Raw genomic sequence first — 21,543 nt, 5'->3', positions numbered from 1 at the left:
TATAAAACCCGCGAGTTTCCAGAAGATCGACCGTGTTAGATCCCGCGATACGGCAACCTTCGCCCCGATCTCCGCGTGGTACCACGCACCGTGAAATACGTAGCCGTCCCGAGTGTTTTAGGACATTAAACGCCTGAAACGGCCGAAATTGGCCGAATAGATGGTCCCGGTGATACCGGCCGGTTCCCCCGCCGGCGCCGCGACTCGCGGGCGACACCGTTTTGGCTCGCCCGCGGTTCCGGACGCGCATGTTCGACTCGGGAGCCGCGGTCGCGGCGGCGCTGGAGGCGGCCGGCGCCGACCTCGACGACGCGCAGCGACAGCCGAACGGCGTCGACCTCACCGTCGACGCGGTGTTCGCACAGACCGAACCGGGCCGCCTCGGACGCGACGGCAAGCGCGTGGGCGAGCGGCGGGAGCTGGAGCCCCGTGGCGACTGCTACCGGCTCGAACGCGGGAGCTACGTCGTTCGCTACGGCGAGCCGGTGCGGATCCCCGAGGGCCGGATCGGCTTCGTCCTCCCGCGCTCGACGCTGCTGCGGAACGCCTGTACCCTCGACACCGCAGTGTGGGACGCGGGCTACGAGGGCGTCGGCGAGGGCCGGCTCGACGTGGGCCACCCCGTCGAGATCGAGCCGGGCGCGCGGATCGCGCAGCTCGTCCTCGCCGAGGCCGACCACGACGGGACGTACGAGGGCGCCTACCAGGAGGAGAACCTCTGAGCGGGCGGTATGTGGCGCCCCGGGAACCCCCGAGGCCGACTACGCCCCGTCCCAGTCCCCGCCGACGCGGTCGATGCCCATCATGTCCTCGCCCGCGTGTTCGGTGAACACGACCTTGCAGTTCGGCTCGGGCACGCCGAACGCCTCGACCGCCCGCTCCATCACCGCCAGCGCGAACGCGCGCTTGTACTCGAACGGGCGGCCTTCGCGAATTTCGGCGTCTAGGAAGAGGAGCGGTCCGTCGACCCCCCGCCCGATCGCCATCGCCGACGGCTCGCGCTCGGCGATCGTCACGGCGACGTGTCCGGCCGTCGTCTCCATCTCCTCGGTGTACCGGTCGGTGACGAACGCGACGAACGACTCCCGCTCCGCGGGCGACAGCGACAGCGTGGTCGAGAACTGTAACAGGGGCATACCCGCGATTCGGCCGGGCGCGACTTCGCGCTATCGGCTCTCGGGCGCGACTTCGGGTGCGGACGCCTCGGCGCGCGCGGCGGCTGCGCGAGCGAGTCGCTCGGTAGGTAAAGGAACGAACGGCACGCCCGTGCCGGGAAAAGATGGCACGAGCGTGTCGTTCTGTAGGTCCCCGCTGACGCTTCGGCCCTCCAAGCGAAGCGTCACCTGAAACAAGCGGTGGTAGACACTTAAGCGTGCCGGGGGCGGCAGCGTTGTCGTATTAGTTAGCGGCAACGCGTTCACAACACGCGGTCAACAGGAACCGGGAATCCGCCCGACTGCGACCCGACGACCGCCGATCTGTCTGTCGATCCGACCCGACTACTGCCGAGCGGGGTGGTCCGCGCGGAGCCGCGTCTGCCCCTCGCCGAGGAGCCGCTCGCGGAGCGTCTCCCCCGGGGGCTCGGCGTCGGCCGGGGGGACGAGGCCGCGCTCGCGCAGCTCCGGGACGACGAGGTCGACGAAGTCGACGAGCGAGTCCGGGCGGACGACCTCCTTGACGTTGAACCCGTGGACGCCGACCTCCTCGTGCCAGCGCTGGAGCTCGGCGGCGACGCGCTCGGGGGTCCCGACGATCTTCGGCGAGGTGGTGCCGAGCCCGCAGAACTCCGCGACCTCGCGCACCGTCCACTCCCGGTCGGGCTGGGCCTTCGTGAAGGCGTTCATCGTCCCCTGGATCGCGTCCGTCTCGATGTGTTCGACCTTCTGGTCGGGGTCGAGCTCGGAGAGGTCCATGTCGAGGAAGCCGGAGAGCAGCGCGAGCGTCGCCTCGACGTCGACGTGCCGCTTGTACTCCTCGTACTTCGCCTCCGCGAGCGCCTGCGTCTCGCCGACGACCGGCACCACGCCGATGAAGAAGCGGAGGCTCTCGGGGTCGCGGCCGGCGTCGGCCGCGCGCGCTTTCACGTCCTCCATGTACTCGACGACGCCCTCCTCCGTCGGCTGGCTGGCGAAGACGGCCTCGGCGTTGCGCGCGGCGAACGAGCGGCCGTAGTCGGAGGAGCCGGCCTGGTAGACGACCGGGGTGCGCTGCGGCGACGGCTCGCAGCCGTGCGGCCCCGGCACCGAGAAGTGGTCGCCCTCGTGGTCGACCGCGTGAACCTTCTCCGGGTCGGCGTACCGGCCGGCCTCGCGGTCGACCTCGACGGCGTTGTCCTCCCAGGAGTCCTCCCAGAGCTTGTAGCAGACGTCGAGGAACTCGTCGGCGCGGTCGTAGCGCGTCTCCTTGTCGATCCGCTCGTCGAGCCCGAGGTTCTCGGCGGCCGACTCCAGGTAGGAGGTGACCACGTTGATCGCGACCCGCCCGTCGGTGAGGTGGTCGAGCGTCGAGAACTCTCGCGCGAGCTGGTAGGGGTGAGTGTACGTCGTCGAACGCGTCACCGCGAAGCCGAGGTCGTCCGTGACCTCCGCCATCGCGGGGACGACGAGCTGCGGGTCGTTCGCGGGCGTCTGGACGGCCTTCCCGACGGCGGTCTCGCGGTCGTCGCCGTACACGTCGTAGATGCCGCGCACGTCCGCGAAGAACACCGCGTCGAATCCCCCGCGCTCGGCGGTGCGCGCGACCTCGGTCCAGTACTCGCGGTCGGCGTAGTCCGCCGACCGGTCGCCGGGGTACCGCCACGACCCGGGCGAGACGTGCTCCACCGAGGCCATGGTGAAGAGGTTGAGGTGTAGGTGATCGGACACGGCCCTCGGTACGCGCTCCGGGGTAATACGGGCACAGGAAGTGGCGGGACTTGTCGCGGTCACGGACGGACTCCCGGGACTCGACGACCGCGGCCGAGGTCGACGCGGGGCGCGTTACGCCGAGACCGACTCCGGCGAGGAGACGTACGCGGCGAAGTCGGAGGTGGTGATGATGCCGATGGGCGTCCCCCCGTCGACGACCGGGACGTGGTGGAACCCGTGTTCGAGCATCGTCTCGGCGACGGCCGCCACGCCGTCCTGCGCGCCCGCCGTGATCGGATCGCGCGTCATGTACCGCTCGACGGTCGTCTCTGCCTTCGGCTGGCTCTTCGCGACGATGTCGACGAAGTCCGTGGAGGTCAAGATTCCGACGAGCTCTCCGTCGTCGTCGACGACCAGCACCGAGCTGATGTCGTTGTCGAGCAGCACGGCGGCCGCGTCCTCGACCAGCGTGTCCGGCGTCACCGTGTGGAGGTCCGTCGACATCAGCCGCGCGACGAACACGTCTTCGATCTCGTCCATACCCGAAACAGCCGCCCTCACCGTATAAGCGTTCTCACAGATACCGTGAGAGCCCGGACTGCCGGCGCGGCCCGGCCCCCTCGGGCTCCGCGACCCACGCCGTCCGCTCGTCGCGGAGGCGGTCGCGGTCCGCCGTGGTCGGGTCGGCCGGCTCGAAGGCGGGACACCCGCTCCCGCACTCGCGGCCGGGGTCGACCACGCGGTCGAAGTGCGCGCAGCGGGGCCGCCCGTCGGCGGTCGCCTCGCCGTGCGCGCACGCCGGCGGCTCGGGGCGCCACCCCTTCCCGTACGCGCGCTCGGCGACCCGGCGCCGCTTGCGCGCCTTCGCCTCGGGACCGACCAGGGCGACGTCCGTGCGGGAGGGGCGCTCGGCGCGGATCTCGACGCCGGGGGCGTCCGGGTCGAGTGGCGTCGGCTCGCGGACCACCTCGCGCTCGCCCGTCTCCGGGTCGAACCGCCAGACGCCGACCGCCTCCGGGATCCGGTTGAGGTGCGCGCGGGTGACGTAGGAGGCGGTCGCGAGCACGACCTCGTCGAACAGGCCGAGCGCGGCGTCGTAGCGCAGCTGCGCCTCCAAGTCGCCCGGCGTGCCGAGGTCGGGCTTGTTCTCGACGGCGACGAGGCCGCCGACCCAGTCGTCCGGGTAGCGCGCCGTCGCGCGCACGGCGTCCCGCCCGTTCCGTCGCTCGCGTTCGAGGTAGCCGACCTCGACGGCCCGGTCGACGACGGCCGCGGCCCGGTCCGGCGGGAGGTCGAACGCGTCGGCGACGGGCACGGCCTCGCCCGGGCCGACGGCGGCCTCGACGGCGGGGTCCGGGATCCGCTCGGCGCTGATCGCGGCCCGGTCGTCGAAGCCGGGCCCCCGCGACAGCAGGCAGACGTCGACGATGCGCGTCCCGGGCGTCTCGACGCCCGCGCCGAGCTGGCGGGCGACGACCCGGTCGGGGGATTCGAGCGCGGCGCACAGCGCCAGCTCGAACCGGTACTCCATGGGTGAGGAAGGGACGCGGCGGGCTAAAGCGCGTCGGCGACCGCGCTCGGGCTCCGGTTCCGCCCGCCCCCGGTCGTCGCCCCGCCGCCGGTCGAAACCGGTATTCCCCGCGGGTACCTACCCCGACCATGCGCCGGGTCACCCGGAACGTCGTCGTCGCCATCGCGCTGGTCGTCGTCGCGCTGCTCGCGCTCGGCGCGCTCCCCAGCTACCTCGGCAGCGGCGACCCCTACTACCTCACGGTCGAACCGATCGAGACGAACGGCACCGCGGCCGACGTGAACAACGTCTCCGACCGCCGGTACCCGTACCTGATCGGCGCGATAGAGAGCGACGACGGTCGGTCGAAGGGCTACCAGACCGGCCCGTACGGCGTGAAGGAGTGGTTCACGCACACGCCGTTCGACGAGGTGGACGCGCTCACCCAACAGGTGCCCGGCGCCGCGACCGAGGGCGGCGTGCGGGTGCGCCGCGACGGCGAGGTGTACCACGCCGAGGTGGTCCGACCGTGACGGGCGACCGCGGCGGGCACGCGGGCGACGCCCCCGCCGACGCGCCGGCGGCCGACCTCCGCGACCTCCCCGCGTTCTCCGACGGCCGCAACCACTCGCTGCCGGGCGAGCCGGAGTGGCCCGTCAGAGAGGTCGCGGTCGAGTACGACGAGGGGTGGTTCGTCGGCGGCTACGACCGCGTCGAACAGCCCGACGGGACGGAGAAGAAGTACTACTGGGCGGAGCTGTCGCCCGCGACCGTCGTCGTCGCGGTCGCCGACGACCGCGTGCTGTTCGTCGAGCAGTACCGCCCCACCGTGCGGAACACGCAGCTGGAGCTCCCGGCGGGGGTCGTCGAGGCCGGCGAGTCGTACACCGAGGCCGGGGCCCGAGAGCTCGCCGAGGAGACCGGCTTCGAGCCGTCGTCGACCTCGCTGCTCCAGGAGGTGTGGTGTTCGACGGGCGTGCTGCGCCACCGGCGCGGCTACGTGTTCGCCGAGGGGCTGGAGCCGGTCGACGTCGACCACGACAGCAACGAGTTCCTCGCCCCGCGGTCGGTCCCGGTCGAGGAGGCGCTGGCGACCGCGCGGGAGCCGCCGACGAACGACGCGACCCTTGAGGGGCTCCTGCTCGCCGAGCGCGAGGGACTGCTGTAGGCGCCCGCCGCCGGACCGCGACCCGTCGGTGCCCGACCGCCGCCGCGAACCGGCGCAGAACCCGACGCGCGTCCAGTTTCGGGCGCCGACGGGGAGGTATTAGTCGCCTCGGCCCCTGTACTCTGTCATGAGCCAGACCTCGGAGCAGTCGGTGCTGCTGTCGGACGACCCCCCGCTCGACCTCCGCCTCTCGGAGTCGGAGCTTGCGGCGACCCGCGAGCGGATCGTCTCGTTCATCCGCGACGTGGTCGACGACGCGGGCGCGACGGGCGCGGTCCTCGGCCTCTCGGGCGGTATCGACTCCACGCTCACCGCGTACCTCGCGGTCGAGGCGCTCGGCGAGGAGGGCCTCCACGGGCTCACGATGCCCTCCGCGGTCAACGACCCGGACGTGATGAGCGACGCCGAGCGGGTCGCCGCGGACCTCGGCATCGAGTACGACGTGGTCGAGATCCAGCCGATCGCGGAGGCCGTCTTCGACGCCGTCCCCGACGCGGCCGACGACCGCACGGCCGCGGGCAACGTCTACGTCCGCACCCGCGCCGTGCTGAACTACTTCGTCGCCAACGCCGAGGACCGCGTCGTCCTCGGGACCGGGAACCGCGCGGAGGCGATGACCGGCTACTACACGAAGTACGGCGACCAGGCGGTCGACTGTAACCCCATCGGCAATCTCTACAAACAGCAGGTGCGCCAGCTGGCCGCGCACGTCGGGGTCCCCCGCGAACTGGTGATGCAGGAGCCGACCGCGGGGATGTGGGAGGGGCAGACCGACGCCGAGGAGATGGGACTCGACTACGACACCGTCGACGCGATCCTCGCGGTCCACGTCGACGGCGGGCTGTCCCGGGCGGCGACGGTCCGCGAACTCGACGTGCCCGAGGCGGCCGTCGACCGCGTGGTCGACCTCCACGAGCGCAGCGCCCACAAGCGGGCGATGCCGCCGGCGCCGGAGCGATAAGAGGGCTCAGAGCGATAAGAGGGCTCAGAGCGGTAAGAGGGCTCAGAGCGATAAGAGGGCTCAGAGCGGTAAGAGGGGTCGAAGCGGCGGGGAGCCGCCGGGGTCGGGAGGACCGTGCGGGACGGCGAGCCGGAGCGGTCAGCGGGGGTCAGGCGTTCTGCGCCCGTTCCTTCGCCACCTCGGCGATCCCGGCGTTCGCCGAGCAGTTCGGGCACGCGTGTACCCGTCTCCGGTCGTCCCCGAAGACCTGGACGAACCGCTCGGAGACGTGCGCCTCGCAGTGTTCACAGGTCGGCATGGCGGTGAATGGTATCGCGGGTCATATTCGGTACACGTTCACTTGGTGCCCCGACCTCAAGAGCGCTTTTCAAACTCCGTCCCAAATCAGGCCCAAATTGGGGGACCGAAGCCGGAACACGGGCGAAAAACGCGGGCCGAGAAGGGGGTTAGCGGGCGGGACGGCGACGCGGTCCCGTCGCGCCGCCGCTCTCCCCGCGACCGTCGATCGCTCCGCGCGACGCGCCGCCGACGGGCCCGGCGGTCAGAACTCGCGCAGGGCGTCGAGCACGTCGTAGGCGCTCCCGTCGTCGATGACCTCGCGGGCCGCGTCGAGGCCGTCCTCGATGGAGTCGGCGTCGCCGCCGGCGTAGATCCGGAGCGCGGCGTTGACCGCGACCGCGTCGGCGAAGGCGCCGTCGCGCTCGCCGGCCAGCACTTCTTCCGTGACCGCCGCCGAGTCGGCGGCCACGTCGTCGACCGCGAGGTCCTCCTCCTCGAGGTCCATCCCGTACTCCGCGGTCTCGATCTCGAAGTCGTCGAAGGAGGCGCCCTCGCTTCCGGTCTCGTCGCCGTCGTCGCCCGCGGCGTCCCACTCGGCGACCTTCGTGTAACCCGGGCGCACGTCGTCGTACCCCTCCATGCCCTGGAACATCAGGACGCGGTCGAGGTCGTGGAACTCGCTTTCCACGAACGTGTCGACCACCTTCTTCGCGAACGCGAGGTGGTAGAAGGAGCCGAGGTGGACGGAGGCGCCGGCGGGGTTCGCCAGCGTCTCGACGGTGTTGACGAACGTCCGGACGCCCATCTGGTCGCGCCGGTCGAACAGGTCGTCGATGGCGGGGTTGAACGCGGGCTGGTAGTAGAAGCCGAAGCCGGTCTCGTCGACCATGTCGGCGGAGTCCGAGGGCGTCAGCTCGGTGTGGACGCCCAGTTCGTCTAAGACGTGCTTGTACGCGTCCTGCTTCTGGGTCGGCACGCGGTCGCCGGAGTGGACGACGACCGGGGTGCCGGCGGCGGCCGCGACGGCGCCCGCGGCGACGCCTAAGATCGCGGTCCGGCCCTTCCCGTCGTAGTTGGCGCCGCAGTCGACGGGGTCGGCGTCGGGCTCGGCGTACTCGACGCGGTCGCACATCACGTCGACGTACGCGCCGAGCTCCTCGGGCGTGTTCCGCTTCCAGCGGTTGGAGAGCCAGAACGCCCCGAGCGTCGTCGGGTCCGGCTCGTCCGCGAGGATGCGCTCGAACGCCTCGGTCGCCTGCGCGCGCGTCAGGTCGTCGGCCGACTTGTGGCCGGAGCCGCAGACCTCGGTCATCAGCCGCTTGAGGGGCCAGTCGCCGAACTCCTGAGTCGCCTGAGCCATACGCATCGTTCGGGTTCTCGGACGAAAAGTCCCCCGTTCGACTCCCGCGCGTCGGGAACGCGTCGGGTCGGGACCGTCCCTTTGGAACGCCACCGCAGGCGACGCGCGCCCGCCCGTCCCTCGCATCGCGCGCGAGCGCCGGGCCCGGCCGACCGGGTCGCTCTCTCGGGAATCGTGGTAGTTGTTCGCAAACAATAACCGTATGGATGTCTGTTTATACAAAGAAATGTAATACGTTTCGGTTGTTCTGCGCTTTTCTAATTCTGTATCAGGGCCTAATCAGCGTTAGAGTTATATGTTTGTCCATCTACTGGCCGGCTGTACCCGATGACGTCCAAATCCGTCGCCACCGCGCTCACGCTGTACCGGTCCCGCACGCTGACGCTCGAACAGGCCGCGACCGTCGGCGGCTGCTCGACGGCGCAGCTGGAGGAGAGCGCCCGGGCGTTCGCGGCGACGCCCGGCGAGCCCCCCGCCGACGACTGACGCGCGCTCGTCAGCATCGACACCCGTCTCGCTGACGCTCGACGCGCTGACGCTTGACGCTCGACGCCCTCCGAAACCCGTACGTACGCCCGCCCCCTATTCGAGGTAATGAGTCTGGACGCCGACTGGCGGGCCGACGTCGACGCCGTCGACGCGGCCCTCATCGACGAGTACCAGAGCGGCTTCCCCGTCGCGGAGCGCCCGTTCGAGCGGGTCGCCGACGAGATAGCGGCCGAGACGGGCGCCGCGGTCGACGCCGACGAGATCCTCCGGCGCGTCCGCGACCTCCGCGAGCGCGGCGTGTTCCGCCGGTTCGGCGCGGTTCTCAACCCGCCGGTCATCGGTTCCTCAACGCTGGCGGCGGTGCGCGCTCCCGAGGACCGCTTCGACGAGGTCGCCGAGGTCATCAACGGCTACCGGCAGGTGAACCACAACTACCGCCGCGACCACGAGTGGAACCAGTGGTTCGTCGTCACCGCCGGCTCGCGGGAGCGACGCGACGAGATCCTCGACGAGATCGAGGAACGGACCGGCTGCGAGGTCCTCGCCCTGCCGATGCTCACTGACTACTACATCGACCTGGAGTTCCCCGTCGTCAACGCCGACCGGTTCGCGCGCGAGTCCCTCGACGAGACCGACGTGTCCGCCACCCGCATCTCCGAGGACGCGCGCGGCGACCTCTCCGCGCTCGACGCCGACCTCCTCTTGGCGATCCAGGACGGCTTTCCGCTGTCCGCGACCCCCTACGAGGACGTGGCGGCGGAGATCGGTGCCCCCGTCGACGACGTGCTCGCCGCGGTCGAGCGCCTGCTCGCCGACGGCTGTATCAAGCGCGTCGGCTGTATCGTCAACCACGTCGTCACCGGGTTCACGAACAACTGTATGGTGGTCTGGGACGTGCCGGACGACGAGCTCGACGAGCGCGGCGAGGCGGTCGGCAGCCTCCCGTACGTCACCCTCTGTTACCACCGACCGCGCCGCCCCGACCGGGACTGGCCGTACAACATGTTCACCATGATCCACGGCCGCGAGGCCGAGGCGGTCGACGCGAAGATCGACGAGCTGGCGGCCGACCACCTCCCGTTCGCCCACGAGCGGCTCTACTCGACCGAGACGCTGAAACAGACCGGCGCGCGCTACGAGGACCTGGTCGCGGACGGGGACTGACCGGCGGCGGTCGCGGGGAGGCGACTCGGGCGACGCGGTCCGACCGAGGCCGGTCTCTCGACCCGCTCCGGACCGGTACGTTGAGGCCGCCGCCGGCCGCACGGTGAGACATGGCGACCGCCTTCGACAGGCTCGGATACGGGACGTACAAGCTGGCGGACGGCGAGGAGTGCGCGGCCGGGGTCGCGCACGCGATCGAGACCGGCTACCGCCACGTCGACACCGCCCAGGGGTACGACAACGAGGCCTCGGTCGGCGACGGGATCGACCGGAGCGGCATCGACCGCGACGACCTGTTCGTCGCGACGAAGCTCTCGACGGACAACCTCTCGTACGACGACGCCGTCGAGACCGCCCGCGCCAGCCGGGACCGGCTCGGCGTCGACTCGATCGACCTGCTGTACGTCCACTGGCCGATCAACAGCTACGACCCCGAAGAGACGCTGCCCGCGCTCGACGACCTCGTCGACGACGGCGTGATCGACCGGATCGGGCTCTCGAACTTCGAGCCGGACCAACTGGACGAGGCGATTGACCGCCTCGACCACGACGTGTTCGCCCACCAGGTCGAGTGTCACCCCCTGCTCCAACAGGAGCGGCTCCGCGAGTACGCGGTCGAGGACGGTCACTGGCTCGTCGCCTACTCGCCGATCGCGCGCAACCGCGTCGCCGACGTCGACGCGCTCCGCGAGGTCGCCGCGGCGCAGGACGCGACCCCCGCGCAGGTGAGCCTCGCGTGGCTGCTCTCCAAGGAGCGCGTCGCGCCGATCCCGAAGGCGGCCGACCACGGTCACGTCGAGGAGAACTGGGCCGCCCGCGAGATCGACCTGACCGACGAGCAGATCGCCCGGATCGACGGGCTCGACCGCGGCGAGCGGGTCGTCGACTTCGCGGAGGCCCCTTGGAACTGAGCCTGCGCTCCGGAGCGTTCAATACCGCTATTGTCCCCTCATAGTCGGTTTAACGGTCTTCCGTGTCGAGTGATAGTGTGTGCCGGAGTCGAGCCCACGGTCCGACCGCGGCCCCGCCCCGGAAGCCGACGGCGACGCGGACGGCGAGTCGGGTCCCCGCGACCGTCCGGCCCTCCTCGCCGCCACGCCCGACCCGGAGGCGGTGTCGGACCGGCTCCGCACGCTCGCCGCCCTCGCGGGCCTCCTCGGTCTCTTGTTGACGCTGATCGCGCTGGAACTGCTCGTCCGGCTCTGACCCGTCCGCCGCCGGACCGAAACTGAACGCCAGATCCCCCCGATCCGCCGGCGGATCCGTCCTCCGCGGTGGTTTCACTTCCGCTTTCGGGCGCGTTTTTAAAAGGTGCGGGCACGACGGTCCGGACATGGCTCAGTCCACGTTCGACGACGACGACCTGTTCGGCGAGGCGGCCGAGGAGACCCGCGCGGAGGTCGAAGAGCACCTCGCGGCGGCGCGCGACCAGCTCCCCGACCCGGACTCGGTGTGGGAGACGGACGCGGACAACGTCCTCGGCGCGCTCAACGGGCTGAAGTCCGCGCTCGACGCCGGCGACGCGGTCGACAGCGTGCGCTCGGCGAAGAAGGCGTACGTCCTCGGCGAGCGGGCCGACGCGTTCGACGACGCCGACGACCTGAAGGCGGAGATAGAGGAGCTGGAGTCGCTCGTCGGCGACATCGAGAGCGCGGCCGACGAGGTGGCCTCCCTCACCGGCACCGTCCCCGCGATCCGCGGCGCGCTCCAGGACGCGGCCGACGAGGAGTAGCCCCTCTCGCTTCCTCAGGTCTCCCGGTCGACCACCGCCGCCGCCAGCTCGGCGAGGGACGCGCTCGCGCGGTCGAGCAGCTCCCGCCCGCGCTCCGCGTCGCCCGCCCGCGGGTCGCCGACCACGCCGTTGTCGGTGAACTCGTCGGAGTCGTGCGCGAGGTTCACCCCGGCGACCCACTCGCCCCACCGCTCGGCGGCGCCCGCGTTCGCCTCGTCGACCCGCTCCTCGCGGACCAAGTCGGGGTTCGTCGCGCGCAGCAGCGCGGTCTCCAGCGGCCCGGCGTGACCCATGTCGCTCGCGTGGTCGCCGACCGCCTCGAACCAGGTGAACGCGACGCCGTACCCCGCGTGGGCGTCGTCGCGCGAGAACCGCCGGGCGACCTCCGCGAGCGCCTCGACGTTCCCCCCGTGGCCGTTGACGAACACGACGCGGTCGACCCCGTGCGAGACCAGCGACTCGGCGGACTCCCGGACGTACGCCCGGAACGTCTCCGGCGAGACCCACATCGTCCCGTCGAACGCGCGGTGTTCCTCGGCGACGCCGACCGGGACCGCCGGCGCGACCGCGACCCCTCCGCGCTCCGCGGCGGCGGCCTCGCTCGACGCCGCCGCCTCGTAGGTGTCGGCGCCCGCCTCGGCGACCGCGACGGCGTTCAGGGTGTCGGTGCCGAGCGGGGCGTGCGGCCCGTGCTGTTCCGTGCTGCCGACCGGGAGGAACGCGACGTCGACGTCGGCGTCGCGGACGTCGGTCCACGTGACCTCGCTGAGGCGCATATCCGCACCTCGGCGCGCGGCGTGGTATAGGCGGCGGTCACCGCCGACGCCGCCGTGGCCCTTGGCGGCGAGACCGGTGTCGCGGGCGCTCCCGAGGTATTATGCCCCTCCCCGTGGATCCGGACCGCATGAGCGGTGACAACGCGGACCACGACTCGGAGGCGCACGAGCCGGCCCCCGCCGTGACGTTCGGCCCGCTGAAGCGGGCGCTCCGCGAGCACCGCTACCCGGTGACGGCGGCGGAGCTGATAGAGCAGTACGGCGCCGCGACGCTGGAGGCGGAGACGACGACGGAGCGGCTCGACAGCCTGCTCGAGGGCCGCGAGGAGACGCAGTTCCGCGACCCCGCGGAGGTCCGCGAGGCGGTCCTCGACGCGCTCGGGTACGCCGACGACTCCCCGGCGCCCGCCGACGAGTGGACTCGGCTGCCGCGGTGACGGTCGACCGGGCCGACGGGTCGCTCCAGTCGACCGCGGTCAGTCGTCGTCGCTCTCGGCGTCCTCGACGATCCGGGCGGTGCGCTCCTGCGCCCGGTCGATGAACTCCTGTGGCAGCTCGTCGATCTCGCCGGCCTGAACGCCCCAGAGGTGCGCGTACAGCCCGTCGTTGTCGAGCAGCTCGTCGTGCGTGCCGCGCTCGGCGACCTTCCCGCCCTCCAGAACGAGGATGGTGCCCGCGTCCTTGATCGTCGAGAGCCGGTGGGCGATCGCGAACGTCGTCCGGTCCTCCGTGAGGCGGTCGAGCGAGCGCTGGATCAGCATCTCGGTCTCCGTGTCGACGTCGGAGGTCGCCTCGTCGAGGACGAGGATGTCCGGATCGGTCAACACGGCGCGGGCGATGGTGATCCGCTGGCGCTGGCCGCCGGAGAGCTTCACGCCGCGCTCGCCGACCATCGTGTCGTAGCCGTCGGGGAGGTTCTGGATGAAGTCGTGGGCCTCGGCAGCCTCGGCCGCCTCGCGGACCGCCTCGTCGGTCGCGTCGAACGTGCCGTAGGTGATGTTCTCGCGGACGGTGCCGTAGAACAGGTACGACGACTGCCCGACGTAGCCGATCGCGCGGCGCAGCGACCGCAGCGTCACGTCGCTGACGTTCTGGTCGTCGATCCGGATCTCCCCGTCGTCGACGTCGTACATCCGGAGGAGCAGCTTGAGCACGGTCGACTTGCCGGCCCCGGTCGGGCCGACCAAGGCGAGCGTCTCGCCGCCCTCGACCGCGAAGTCGATGTCCTCGACGATGGTCTCGTCGTCGTAGCCGAAGGAGACGTCGTCGTACACGACGCGGCCGTCGTCGACGACGAGCTCCTCGGCGTCGCGGTCCTCCTCCAGCTTCGAGGGCTCGTCCATCAGCCCGAAGATCCGCGCGGAGGAGGCGCGGGCGCGCTGGTACATGTTGATGATCTGGCCGAACTGTGCCATCGGCCAGATGAACCGCTGAGTGTAGAGGATGAACACGACGAACATCCCCTCGGAGAGCTCGCCCGTGAACGGGCCCGGCGGCCCCTGGAACACCCAGAGCCCGCCGACGACGAACGTGAGGACGAAGCCGATGCCCGCGAGCACGCGGAGGCCGGGGAAGAACTTGATCCGCGTCTCGATCGCGTCCCAGTTGGCGTCGAAGTAGTCGAAGGAGACGTCGTCGACGCGCTCGGACTCGTAGGACTCGGTGTTGGCCGCCTTGATCACCTGGATGCCGCCGAGGTTGTTCTCCAGCCGGGAGTTCATCTTGCCGACCGTCGACCGCACCTCGGCGTACTTCGGCTGGATGATCTTGATGAACACGTAGGTGAACCCGGCGATGACGGGGACGGGGAGCAACGCGACCAAGGCGAGCTGCCAGTTGATCCAGAACAGGAGGACGCCGATCCCGATCACCATCACGGACAGCCGGAACACGGAGTTCATCCCGTCGTTGAGGAACCGCTCCAAGCGGTTCACGTCGTTCGAGAGGATGGACATCATCTCGCCGGTCTGCTTGTCCGAGAAGAAGTCCATGTTGAGCCGCTGCATCTGGTCGTACGTGTCGGTCCGGACGTCGTGCTGGATGTTCTGGGCGAAGGCGTTGAACCCCCAGTTCCGGACCCAGTGGAACCCGGCGCCGAAGGCGAACGCGCCGACCAGCACCGCGATCGTGAACCAGAACTGGTCAACCTGCGTCGTCGGGAGCCACGCGTCGGGCAGTAGCACCAGCGGGATCTGCTCGTCGAACGCGGCCTCGCCGCGGAAGATGGCGTCGAGAGCGATCCCTAACATTAGGGGCGGGAGCAGGTCGAGCAGCCGCGCGAAGACGCTCGCGAGGATCCCCACCGTCACCTGCGGGACGTAGTCGCGGCCGTACTCGACGAACAGCCGCTTCATCGGATTCTCGATCTTGTCCCGCTGCTCCTCGAAGGGATCGTCTTCCTCCCATTCGACGCCACTCATCACACGGTCGTATCAGTCAGGCGGGCAAATAGGTTTCCTTCGAACCGAAATACATCGGCAGAAAACGCCGGTAGCGCGCGGCCGTTCGGGCGATTTCGCCCGGCCGACCGCGGTCACCGCGCGGACGCCTCGGCCGATCCGAGAGCGCGACCGTCGCGCGCGCCGGTCCCGGCTCCGACGACCGCACCGCGGACTCGCTCCTCGCGGCCCGGGGTCGGCCTCACAGCTCGCGCCGCTCCACGTCGGGGTCGACCCCGGCCTCGTCGAGGTCCTCCCGGATGCGTCGGCGCAGCGGGTCCGGCACCCCGTCGCGGGGGACCGGCGCCGCCGTCTCGCCCTCGTCGTCGGTCGGGACGGACCAGTAGAGGACGCGGGGCGTCTCGGCGTAGAACTCCACCGCGTATCGGTCGCTGCCTCCCTCGTAGTGGACGCGGGCGGCCGCGCCCTCCGCGCGCCACCCCTCCTGTCTGACCAAGGCGGCGATCGGGTCTCGCATGGCCGCGCTCGGGGGCCCGGACACATGTGGGTGTCGGCCGGGGTCGCGACCGAGGCTATTCGCCGGCGCGCCCGGTCGCCCGCTCCCCGCTCCGCCCGCATCGACACCGGTTTACAACCGCCGTCCCGATGACCCGCCATGTCTCTTCGCGTCACGTTCCTCGGGACGGGCGGCGCCGTCCCGACCGTCGAGCGCGCGGCCAGCGCCGTCTTCGTCAACCGCGAGGGCGACCGCTTCCTCTTCGACTGCGGCGAGGGCACCCAGCGCGAGATGATGCGCAGCGGCACGGGGTTCGCCGTCGACCGCGTGTTCGTCTCGCACCTCCACGGCGACCACGTCCTCGGGATCCCCGGCCTCGTCCAGACGCTCGGGTTCAACGACCGCACCGACCCGCTGACGGTCCACTGCCCGCCGGGGACCGACGACCACCTCCGCGACCTCGTCCACGCGGTCGGCCACGACCCGGCGTTCCCGGTCCGGATCGAGCCGGTCGCCCCCGGCGAGGTCGCCTACGAGACCGACGAGTACGCGGTCCGCGCCTTCGAGACGGAACACCGGACCGTCTCGCAGGGGTACGTCTTAGCGGAGGACGACCGACCCGGCCGGTTCGACCGCCCGAAGGCGGAGGCGCTCGGCGTCCCCGTCGGCCCGAAGTTCGGCCGCCTCCACGAGGGCGAGGCGGTCGAGGCCGAGGACGGCACGGTCGTCGAGCCGGAGCAGGTCGTCGGCCCGCCGCGTCCGGGTCGCAAGCTGGCGTACACCGCGGACACGCGCCCGCGAGAGGCGACCGTCGAGGCCGCCGAGGGCGCCGACCTGCTGATCCACGACGCCACCTTCGCCGACGACATGGCCGACCGCGCCCGCGACACGGCCCACTCGACCGGCCGCGAGGCGGGGTCGATCGCCGACCGCGCGAACGCGGAGCGGCTCGCCCTGGTCCACATCTCCTCGCGTTACGCGGCGGACCCGAGCCCGATCCTCCGGGACGCCCGCGAGGCCTTCGACGGCGAGTGTCTCCTGCCCGACGACGGCGACCTCATCGAGGTGCCGTTCCCCGACGCGGACTGAGTCGCTGAGGGTTCGACCGGCCGGTCCCACTCGGATGACTTCGTGACCGGCATGGAGACTGCCGAAGCCCCGGTCGCTCGACCGTACGATGACGGTTTTACTCATAAACGGTCGTTCGACACGGAGACCGCTGAAGCCCCAGTCGCGAGGCGGGCGCACGATCGCTGTGCGCCTCGCTCAGTCGCTCGTGCTGCTCGCTCCTTCGCCGCGGTGCTTGCGTCGCCTGCGCCCGCCTCGCGACTGCCCCTTCGAGTCCCGCCCGCACAGCGACCGCACCTCACGCCTCCCCAGCCTCGTCGCTCACTGCGTTCGCGACTCCCTCGCGCGTGCTCCTCGCGCCCGACGGGCGCTCGAAGGCACGCAGTGGGGCGCGACGCGCCTCTTGCAGCCGGCGGCAGAGCCGCCGGCGACGCCACCGCTTCGCTTCGTCACCTCCGTCGGATCCGCTTTTGTGTCACTCTGAACCGTGGGACAGTTCCACTTGAAACGAAGCCCGCGCACGGCTGACGGGCGTCTGACGCGAGCGAGGTCGTCCCGTCGGCCGATCTCCGCGGATCGAAAGAACACCGCGTAGCGGCCCTCAGGCGGGCGTTTCGTTCCACTTTCACCGCGGTCACGTACGTTTTAATACCATCTGGAACCAACCGTCGTACGCCTCCCACTGAAAACAAGACCGGAGGCGGAGACACCCCATGAGCGAACTGCGACAGGAAGCGGAAGCGATAGCGGAACAGTTCTCGGACCACACCGACGTCGACCCCGACGACGTCGAGGAGCGCCTCGAAACGCTCGTCGACGAGTACCGCGTGCCGCTCGACGAGGCAAGCCGGAGCGTCACCAACAGCTACCTCGAAGACGCCGGCATGGAGCGCGACGAGCTCGGCCGCGGCGGCAGCGAGGAGGTCCTCGTCAACGACATCGACGAGGACGAGCAGTGGGTCGACTTACGCGTGACGCTGGTCGACCTCTGGGAGCCGCGCAGCGACTCCATCTCGCAGGTCGGCCTGCTCGGCGACGAGTCGGGCACGATCAAGTTCGTCGCCTTCGAGACCTCCGACCTCCCCGAGCTGACGGAGGGGCAGGCGTACGAGCTCTCGAACGTCGTCACCGACGAGTACGAGGGGAGCTACTCGGTGAAGCTCAACCGGACGACTGGTATCACCGAGATCGACGAGGCGATCGAGGTCGGCGACAACGCCGACACCGTCGAGGGCGCTCTCGTGGACATCCAGTCCGGCTCCGGGCTGATCAAGCGGTGCCCCGAGGAGGACTGTACGCGCGTCCTCCAGAACGGGCGCTGCTCCGAACACGGCCAGGTCGAAGGCGAGTTCGACCTCCGGATCAAGGGCGTCTTAGACGACGGCGAGACGGTCACCGAGGTCATCTTCGACCGCGAGGCCACCGAGGAGCTCACCGGCATGACCCTGGAGGAAGCCAAGGACATGGCGATGGACGCGCTCGACACCACCGTCGTCGCCGAGGAGATGGGCGAGGACGTGCTCGGCCGCTACTACCGGGTCACCGGCCCCACCTTCGGCCGGTACGTCCTGGTCGACGAGATGGAGGACCCCGGCGCGGTCGACGTTGAAAGCGCGCTGATCGAAGCGAGGTCGATCTGAAATGAGCGGGTCAGCACCCACCCGAGAGGTCGCCCGGCGCGTGTTCGCGAGCGAGTTCAACGACGCCGGCTACACGTTCACCGAGTCCGACGACGAGCGCGCCCCCGTCTACGCGCTGCTCCCGACCGGCGAGTCCTCGAACCGCGTGTTCTTCGTGGGCACGCTCACGGAGAAGGAGGACGTCGGCGAGGACAGCGAGTACTGGCGCGGCCGCATCGTCGACCCGACGGGCACGTTCTTCGTGTACGCCGGCCAGTACCAGCCGGAAGCCGCTTCCAAGCTCCGGGACCTGGAGCCCCCGGCCTACGTCGCAGTCGTGGGGAAGCCCCGGACCTACGAGACCGACGACGGCACGGTCCGGGTCTCCGTCCGCCCCGAGTCGATCACCGAGGTCGACGCCGCCACCCGCGACCGCTGGGTCGCGGAGACCGCCCGCCGCACCGTCGAGCGCGTCGCCGCGTTCGACGACGAGGGCAACGAGTACGCGCGCATGGCGCGCGAGGAGTACGACCTCGACCCCGAGACGTACAAGGCCGCCGCGCTGTCGGCGTTAGAGGACCTCGACGAGAGCGGCGACGAGCTCGCCGGCGACGACGCCGCGCTCGGCGACGCCCCCGACGGGTCCGACTCGGCCGGCGCACCGGAGCCCTGAGGCGAGCGCGCCGCAGCCCTGAGGCGAGCGCGCCGCAGCCCTGATCCGGGGGGACGCCCGCCCGGCGCCCCGACGGCGCCGCTCGCCGTGCGACCGTCTGACAAACTGTTAAGTACGCAGCGAGACCTACGACCCGCTAATGGGCAACAAGAACAAGACGGTCTCGTTCCGCGTCAACGAAGATGCGTTCGAGGCGCTCCGCGACATCGCCGAGGAGCGGGACATCTCGCTGTCGGCGGTCTTCCGGGACTACGTGGACATGCTCGTTGCCCACGACGGTCAGGTCCGGGTCGTCCCGGAACACGAGCTGACCGACGCGGACGGTGACGGCGAGGCCTTCCCGCCCCGGGTCGAGGTGCCGAAGAGCTTCGTCCGGGAGCACGAGCGGCTAGAGCTCGAGGCCGAACACCTCCGCGAACAGCTCGAAGAGCACAAGCGGTACATCAACCACCTCCGGGAGCAGGTCGAGGGCGACGACGAGGACGTGATCCACCTAGAGGACCTCGACGGCGAGTCGGACGAGCCGTCGTTCCGACTCGGATAGGGGCACACGTCGCCCCGGACCGCCTTCCGCTCCGACCGAGACCGTCCGCCCCGGCGCTTCTCTCGCCGCGCTCGCCCGCCGAGCCGCGGCGCCGCGCCGCCCGGGTCCCGCTCCGACCGGCGCCCGCCGGCGCCAAAACCTTCCTGTTCGTCCGTTACTGACCGCCGAACCGCACATCTTGGCGAAAATATTGCCGGATGGCCCGAAGTTTGTTCAGAAACGTCCGATTCTCTTCCAGTGCGATGGACGGTTTCTCAGTGCGAAGGCGCTATTTCTGACTATACTAAATTATTTACGAAAACGATATTACCCGGGCGGTGGACGGATCGGACATGCGAAGGTGGGTTCGACCGTGACCGTGTTCGACAGGGCGTACGACGATACGGTTCGCGTCCTCGACGAGGACGGCGAGGTCGTCGGCGACGTCCCCGACCTCGACGACGAGTCGCTCGTCGAGATGTACAGGCACATGCGGCTGGCGCGGCACTTCGACGGCCGCGCGGTGAGCCTCCAACGGCAGGGCCGGATGGGGACGTACCCCCCGCTCTCCGGCCAGGAGGGCGCCCAGATCGGTTCGGCGTACGCGCTCGCCGACGACGACTGGATGATCCCGTCGTACCGCGAACACGGCGCCGCCCTGGTCCACGGGCTCCCGCTGAAACAGACGCTGCTCTACTGGATGGGCCACGAGGACGGCAACCGCGCGCCGGACGACGTCAACGTCTTCCCGGTCGCCGTCCCCATCGCGTCGCAGGTGCCCCACGCGACGGGCGCCGCCTGGGCCTCGAAGCTCCGCGGCGAGGAGGACGCGTTCATCTGCTACTTCGGCGACGGCGCGACGAGCGAGGGGGACTTCCACGAGGGAGTCAACTTCGCCGGCGTGTTCGACACGCCGACCGTCTTCTTCTGTAACAACAACCAGTGGGCCATCTCCGTCCCCCGCGAGCGGCAGACCAGGAGCGCGACGCTGGCGCAGAAGGCGGAGGCGTACGGCATCGACGGCGTCCAGGTCGACGGCATGGACCCGCTCGCGGTGTACAGCGTCACGGAAGCGGCCCTGGAGAAGGCGCGCGACCCCGACGCCGACCGCCCGCGGCCGACGCTCATCGAGGCGGTCCAGTACCGCTTCGGCGCGCACACGACCGCCGACGACCCGACGGTCTACCGCGACGACGACGAGGTCGAGCGCTGGAAGCGGAAGGACCCGATCGACCGACTGGAGGCGTACCTCCGGGACGAGGGAGTCCTCGACGACGAGCGCGTGGCCGAGGTCGAGTCGTCGGTCGAGACGCGGGTCGCGGACGCCATCGACGCGGCGGAGTCGATGGCGCGGCCCGACCCGCGGGAGCTGTTCGAGCACGCCTACGCGGAGCTCCCGCCCGAACTGGAGCGGCAGTACGAGGAGTTCGCCGCGCTGCGCGACGAACGCGGTGACGCGGCGTTCCTGGAGGACTGAATGACTGACACACAGAACCTCACGCTGGTACAGGCGATACGAGACGGACTACACACCGAACTGCGCGAGGACGACGACGTCGTCGTGATGGGCCAGGACGTCGGGAAGAACGGCGGCGTCTTCCGCGCCACGGAGGGGCTCTACGACGAGTTCGGCGGCGACCGGGTGATCGACACCCCGCTCGCCGAGTCGGGCATCGTCGGGACCGCGGTCGGGATGGCGGCGATGGGGATGCGCCCGGTCCCGGAGATACAGTTCTCCGGGTTCATGTACCCCGGCTTCGACCAGGTCGTCTCGCACATGGCGCGGTTCCGCACCCGCAGTCGCGGGCGGTTCACGCTCCCCATGACGCTCCGGGCGCCCTACGGCGGCGGCATCCGCGCACCGGAACACCACTCCGAGTCGAAGGAGGCGTTCTACGCCCACGAGGCGGGGCTGAAGGTGGTGATACCCTCGACGCCCTACGAGGCGAAGGGCCTGCTCGCGGCGTCGATCCGCGACCCCGACCCGGTGGTCTTCCTCGAACCGAAGCTGATCTACCGGGCGTTCCGCGAGGAGGTGCCCGAGGGGCCGTACACGGTCCCCATCGGCGAGGCGGCCACGCGCCGCGAGGGCGACGACGTGGCGGTGTTCACCTACGGCGCGATGACTCGCCCCACGCTGGAGGCCGCCGAGACGCTCGGCGAGGAGGGGATCGAGTGCGAGGTCGTCGACCTCCGGACGGTCTCCCCGCTCGACCGCGAGGCGATCGTCGAGGCGTTCGAGAAGACCGGCCGCGCGGTCGTCGTCCACGAGGCGCCCAAGACGGGCGGGCTCGCGGGCGAGATCACGGCGATCCTCCAAGAGGAGGCGCTGCTGTACCAGGAGGCGCCGATCGGGCGCGTCACCGGGTTCGACGTGCCGTACCCGCTGTACGCGCTGGAGGACTACTACCTCCCGTCGGCGGCGCGCATCGAGGACGGCATCCTGGAGGCGGTCGAATTTTAACATGGCCGCCGGAGAT

General features: G+C 70.5%; 25 protein-coding genes. 16 read left to right on the top strand and 9 right to left on the bottom strand.

Going from position 1 to position 21,543, the window contains the following annotated elements:
• Nucleotides 1-248: 248 nt before the first annotated feature.
• Entirely contained in the window at nucleotides 249-722 is a 474-nt protein-coding gene (locus DVK06_RS11670; RefSeq protein WP_121600375.1) for a deoxyuridine 5'-triphosphate nucleotidohydrolase, read from the top strand.
• Nucleotides 723-761: 39 nt separating this feature from the next.
• Here DVK06_RS11670 and DVK06_RS11665 read toward each other — a convergent pair whose 3' ends face one another.
• From DVK06_RS11665 to DVK06_RS11650, 4 genes are all read right to left on the bottom strand, one after another.
• On the bottom strand, nucleotides 762-1,136 hold the full coding sequence (locus DVK06_RS11665; RefSeq protein ID WP_121600374.1) for a tautomerase family protein: 375 nt from the start codon (nucleotides 1,134-1,136) through the stop codon (nucleotides 762-764).
• Between the two features lie 363 nt (nucleotides 1,137-1,499).
• A complete protein-coding gene (locus DVK06_RS11660; protein ID WP_121600373.1) occupies nucleotides 1,500-2,864 on the bottom strand; it encodes an LLM class flavin-dependent oxidoreductase in 1,365 nt (454 codons plus the stop codon).
• Between the two features lie 114 nt (nucleotides 2,865-2,978).
• Entirely contained in the window at nucleotides 2,979-3,386 is a 408-nt protein-coding gene (locus tag DVK06_RS11655) for a cyclic nucleotide-binding/CBS domain-containing protein (protein ID WP_121600372.1), read from the bottom strand.
• Nucleotides 3,387-3,420: 34 nt separating this feature from the next.
• On the bottom strand, nucleotides 3,421-4,377 hold the full coding sequence (locus DVK06_RS11650; RefSeq protein ID WP_121600371.1) for a DUF5787 family protein: 957 nt from the start codon (nucleotides 4,375-4,377) through the stop codon (nucleotides 3,421-3,423).
• Nucleotides 4,378-4,505: 128 nt separating this feature from the next.
• Between DVK06_RS11650 and DVK06_RS11645 the strand changes: the two genes are divergently transcribed.
• The 3 genes from DVK06_RS11645 (at nucleotide 4,506) to DVK06_RS11635 (ending at nucleotide 6,485) form a co-directional block, all read left to right on the top strand.
• Nucleotides 4,506-4,889 (top strand): hypothetical protein, encoded by a 384-nt coding sequence (locus DVK06_RS11645; protein WP_053770159.1) that lies wholly within the window; start codon nucleotides 4,506-4,508, stop codon nucleotides 4,887-4,889.
• Nucleotides 4,886-5,524 carry an NUDIX hydrolase gene (locus DVK06_RS11640; RefSeq protein ID WP_121600370.1) on the top strand — a complete coding sequence of 213 codons (639 nt, stop codon included), beginning with the start codon at nucleotides 4,886-4,888 and terminating at the stop codon, nucleotides 5,522-5,524. The genes DVK06_RS11645 and DVK06_RS11640 overlap by 4 nt, the downstream gene beginning before the upstream one ends.
• A 127-nt stretch (nucleotides 5,525-5,651) precedes the next feature.
• On the top strand, nucleotides 5,652-6,485 hold the full coding sequence (locus tag DVK06_RS11635; protein ID WP_053770157.1) for an NAD+ synthase: 834 nt from the start codon (nucleotides 5,652-5,654) through the stop codon (nucleotides 6,483-6,485).
• Nucleotides 6,486-6,633: 148 nt separating this feature from the next.
• Here DVK06_RS11635 and DVK06_RS18990 read toward each other — a convergent pair whose 3' ends face one another.
• Together DVK06_RS18990 and DVK06_RS11630 are read right to left on the bottom strand one after the other, a co-directional pair.
• Nucleotides 6,634-6,783, bottom strand: a complete 150-nt coding sequence (locus DVK06_RS18990; protein WP_167551883.1) for a hypothetical protein — start codon at nucleotides 6,781-6,783, stop codon at nucleotides 6,634-6,636.
• Between the two features lie 243 nt (nucleotides 6,784-7,026).
• Complete coding sequence (locus DVK06_RS11630) at nucleotides 7,027-8,124, bottom strand: anthranilate phosphoribosyltransferase (protein ID WP_121600369.1); 1,098 nt, start codon at nucleotides 8,122-8,124, stop codon at nucleotides 7,027-7,029.
• A gap of 327 nt (nucleotides 8,125-8,451) precedes the next feature.
• Between DVK06_RS11630 and DVK06_RS18985 the strand changes: the two genes are divergently transcribed.
• The 5 genes from DVK06_RS18985 (at nucleotide 8,452) to DVK06_RS11610 (ending at nucleotide 11,509) form a co-directional block, all read left to right on the top strand.
• Nucleotides 8,452-8,610, top strand: coding sequence for a hypothetical protein (locus tag DVK06_RS18985; RefSeq protein WP_167551882.1), 159 nt, complete (start codon nucleotides 8,452-8,454; stop codon nucleotides 8,608-8,610).
• A gap of 108 nt (nucleotides 8,611-8,718) precedes the next feature.
• Nucleotides 8,719-9,777 carry an Lrp/AsnC family transcriptional regulator gene (locus DVK06_RS11625; RefSeq protein WP_053770155.1) on the top strand — a complete coding sequence of 353 codons (1,059 nt, stop codon included), beginning with the start codon at nucleotides 8,719-8,721 and terminating at the stop codon, nucleotides 9,775-9,777.
• A 110-nt stretch (nucleotides 9,778-9,887) separates the two neighbouring features.
• Nucleotides 9,888-10,688 carry an aldo/keto reductase gene (locus tag DVK06_RS11620; protein ID WP_121600368.1) on the top strand — a complete coding sequence of 267 codons (801 nt, stop codon included), beginning with the start codon at nucleotides 9,888-9,890 and terminating at the stop codon, nucleotides 10,686-10,688.
• Between the two features lie 79 nt (nucleotides 10,689-10,767).
• Nucleotides 10,768-10,983: a hypothetical protein gene (locus DVK06_RS11615; RefSeq protein WP_053770151.1), complete on the top strand. Its 216-nt coding sequence runs from the start codon at nucleotides 10,768-10,770 to the stop codon at nucleotides 10,981-10,983.
• 127 nt (nucleotides 10,984-11,110) lie between these two features.
• Complete coding sequence (locus DVK06_RS11610) at nucleotides 11,111-11,509, top strand: DUF5790 family protein (protein WP_121600367.1); 399 nt, start codon at nucleotides 11,111-11,113, stop codon at nucleotides 11,507-11,509.
• Between the two features lie 14 nt (nucleotides 11,510-11,523).
• Here the strand turns inward: DVK06_RS11610 and DVK06_RS11605 are convergent, their stop codons facing one another.
• Nucleotides 11,524-12,285, bottom strand: coding sequence for a creatininase family protein (locus tag DVK06_RS11605; protein ID WP_121600366.1), 762 nt, complete (start codon nucleotides 12,283-12,285; stop codon nucleotides 11,524-11,526).
• A gap of 101 nt (nucleotides 12,286-12,386) precedes the next feature.
• Between DVK06_RS11605 and DVK06_RS11600 the strand changes: the two genes are divergently transcribed.
• Nucleotides 12,387-12,722, top strand: a complete 336-nt coding sequence (locus DVK06_RS11600; protein WP_199718646.1) for a hypothetical protein — start codon at nucleotides 12,387-12,389, stop codon at nucleotides 12,720-12,722.
• A 39-nt stretch (nucleotides 12,723-12,761) separates the two neighbouring features.
• Here the strand turns inward: DVK06_RS11600 and DVK06_RS11595 are convergent, their stop codons facing one another.
• Both DVK06_RS11595 and DVK06_RS11590 read right to left on the bottom strand, forming a co-directional pair.
• Nucleotides 12,762-14,705 (bottom strand): ABC transporter ATP-binding protein, encoded by a 1,944-nt coding sequence (locus DVK06_RS11595; RefSeq protein ID WP_121600365.1) that lies wholly within the window; start codon nucleotides 14,703-14,705, stop codon nucleotides 12,762-12,764.
• 220 nt (nucleotides 14,706-14,925) lie between these two features.
• The gene (locus tag DVK06_RS11590) at nucleotides 14,926-15,201 is read right to left on the bottom strand and encodes a hypothetical protein (protein WP_053770146.1); all 276 of its coding nucleotides are present in this window, start codon (nucleotides 15,199-15,201) and stop codon (nucleotides 14,926-14,928) included.
• A gap of 138 nt (nucleotides 15,202-15,339) precedes the next feature.
• Here DVK06_RS11590 and rnz point away from each other — a divergent pair, with 138 nt between their 5' ends.
• The 6 genes from rnz (at nucleotide 15,340) to DVK06_RS11560 (ending at nucleotide 21,527) form a co-directional block, all read left to right on the top strand.
• Entirely contained in the window at nucleotides 15,340-16,269 is a 930-nt protein-coding gene (gene rnz / locus DVK06_RS11585) for a ribonuclease Z (RefSeq protein WP_121600364.1), read from the top strand.
• Between the two features lie 692 nt (nucleotides 16,270-16,961).
• Nucleotides 16,962-17,888, top strand: coding sequence for a replication factor A (locus DVK06_RS11580; RefSeq protein WP_053770144.1), 927 nt, complete (start codon nucleotides 16,962-16,964; stop codon nucleotides 17,886-17,888).
• Nucleotide 17,889: 1 nt separating this feature from the next.
• Nucleotides 17,890-18,540, top strand: coding sequence for an RPA family protein (locus tag DVK06_RS11575; RefSeq protein ID WP_121600363.1), 651 nt, complete (start codon nucleotides 17,890-17,892; stop codon nucleotides 18,538-18,540).
• 139 nt (nucleotides 18,541-18,679) lie between these two features.
• Nucleotides 18,680-19,084 carry a CopG family transcriptional regulator gene (locus DVK06_RS11570; RefSeq protein ID WP_053770142.1) on the top strand — a complete coding sequence of 135 codons (405 nt, stop codon included), beginning with the start codon at nucleotides 18,680-18,682 and terminating at the stop codon, nucleotides 19,082-19,084.
• Nucleotides 19,085-19,436: 352 nt separating this feature from the next.
• A complete protein-coding gene (gene pdhA / locus DVK06_RS11565) occupies nucleotides 19,437-20,540 on the top strand; it encodes a pyruvate dehydrogenase (acetyl-transferring) E1 component subunit alpha (RefSeq protein ID WP_121600406.1) in 1,104 nt (367 codons plus the stop codon).
• Nucleotides 20,541-21,527, top strand: a complete 987-nt coding sequence (locus DVK06_RS11560; protein ID WP_121600362.1) for an alpha-ketoacid dehydrogenase subunit beta — start codon at nucleotides 20,541-20,543, stop codon at nucleotides 21,525-21,527. It abuts the gene before it with no gap.
• The last annotated feature ends 16 nt before the right edge of the window (nucleotides 21,528-21,543 follow it).

Source organism: Halorubrum sp. Atlit-28R (assembly GCF_003665955.1).
Taxonomy (GTDB): Archaea; Halobacteriota; Halobacteria; order Halobacteriales; family Haloferacaceae; genus Halorubrum; species Halorubrum tropicale.
The sequence above is the reverse complement of the archived record's forward strand: the minus strand, read 5'-3'. Positions and strand labels throughout refer to the sequence as shown.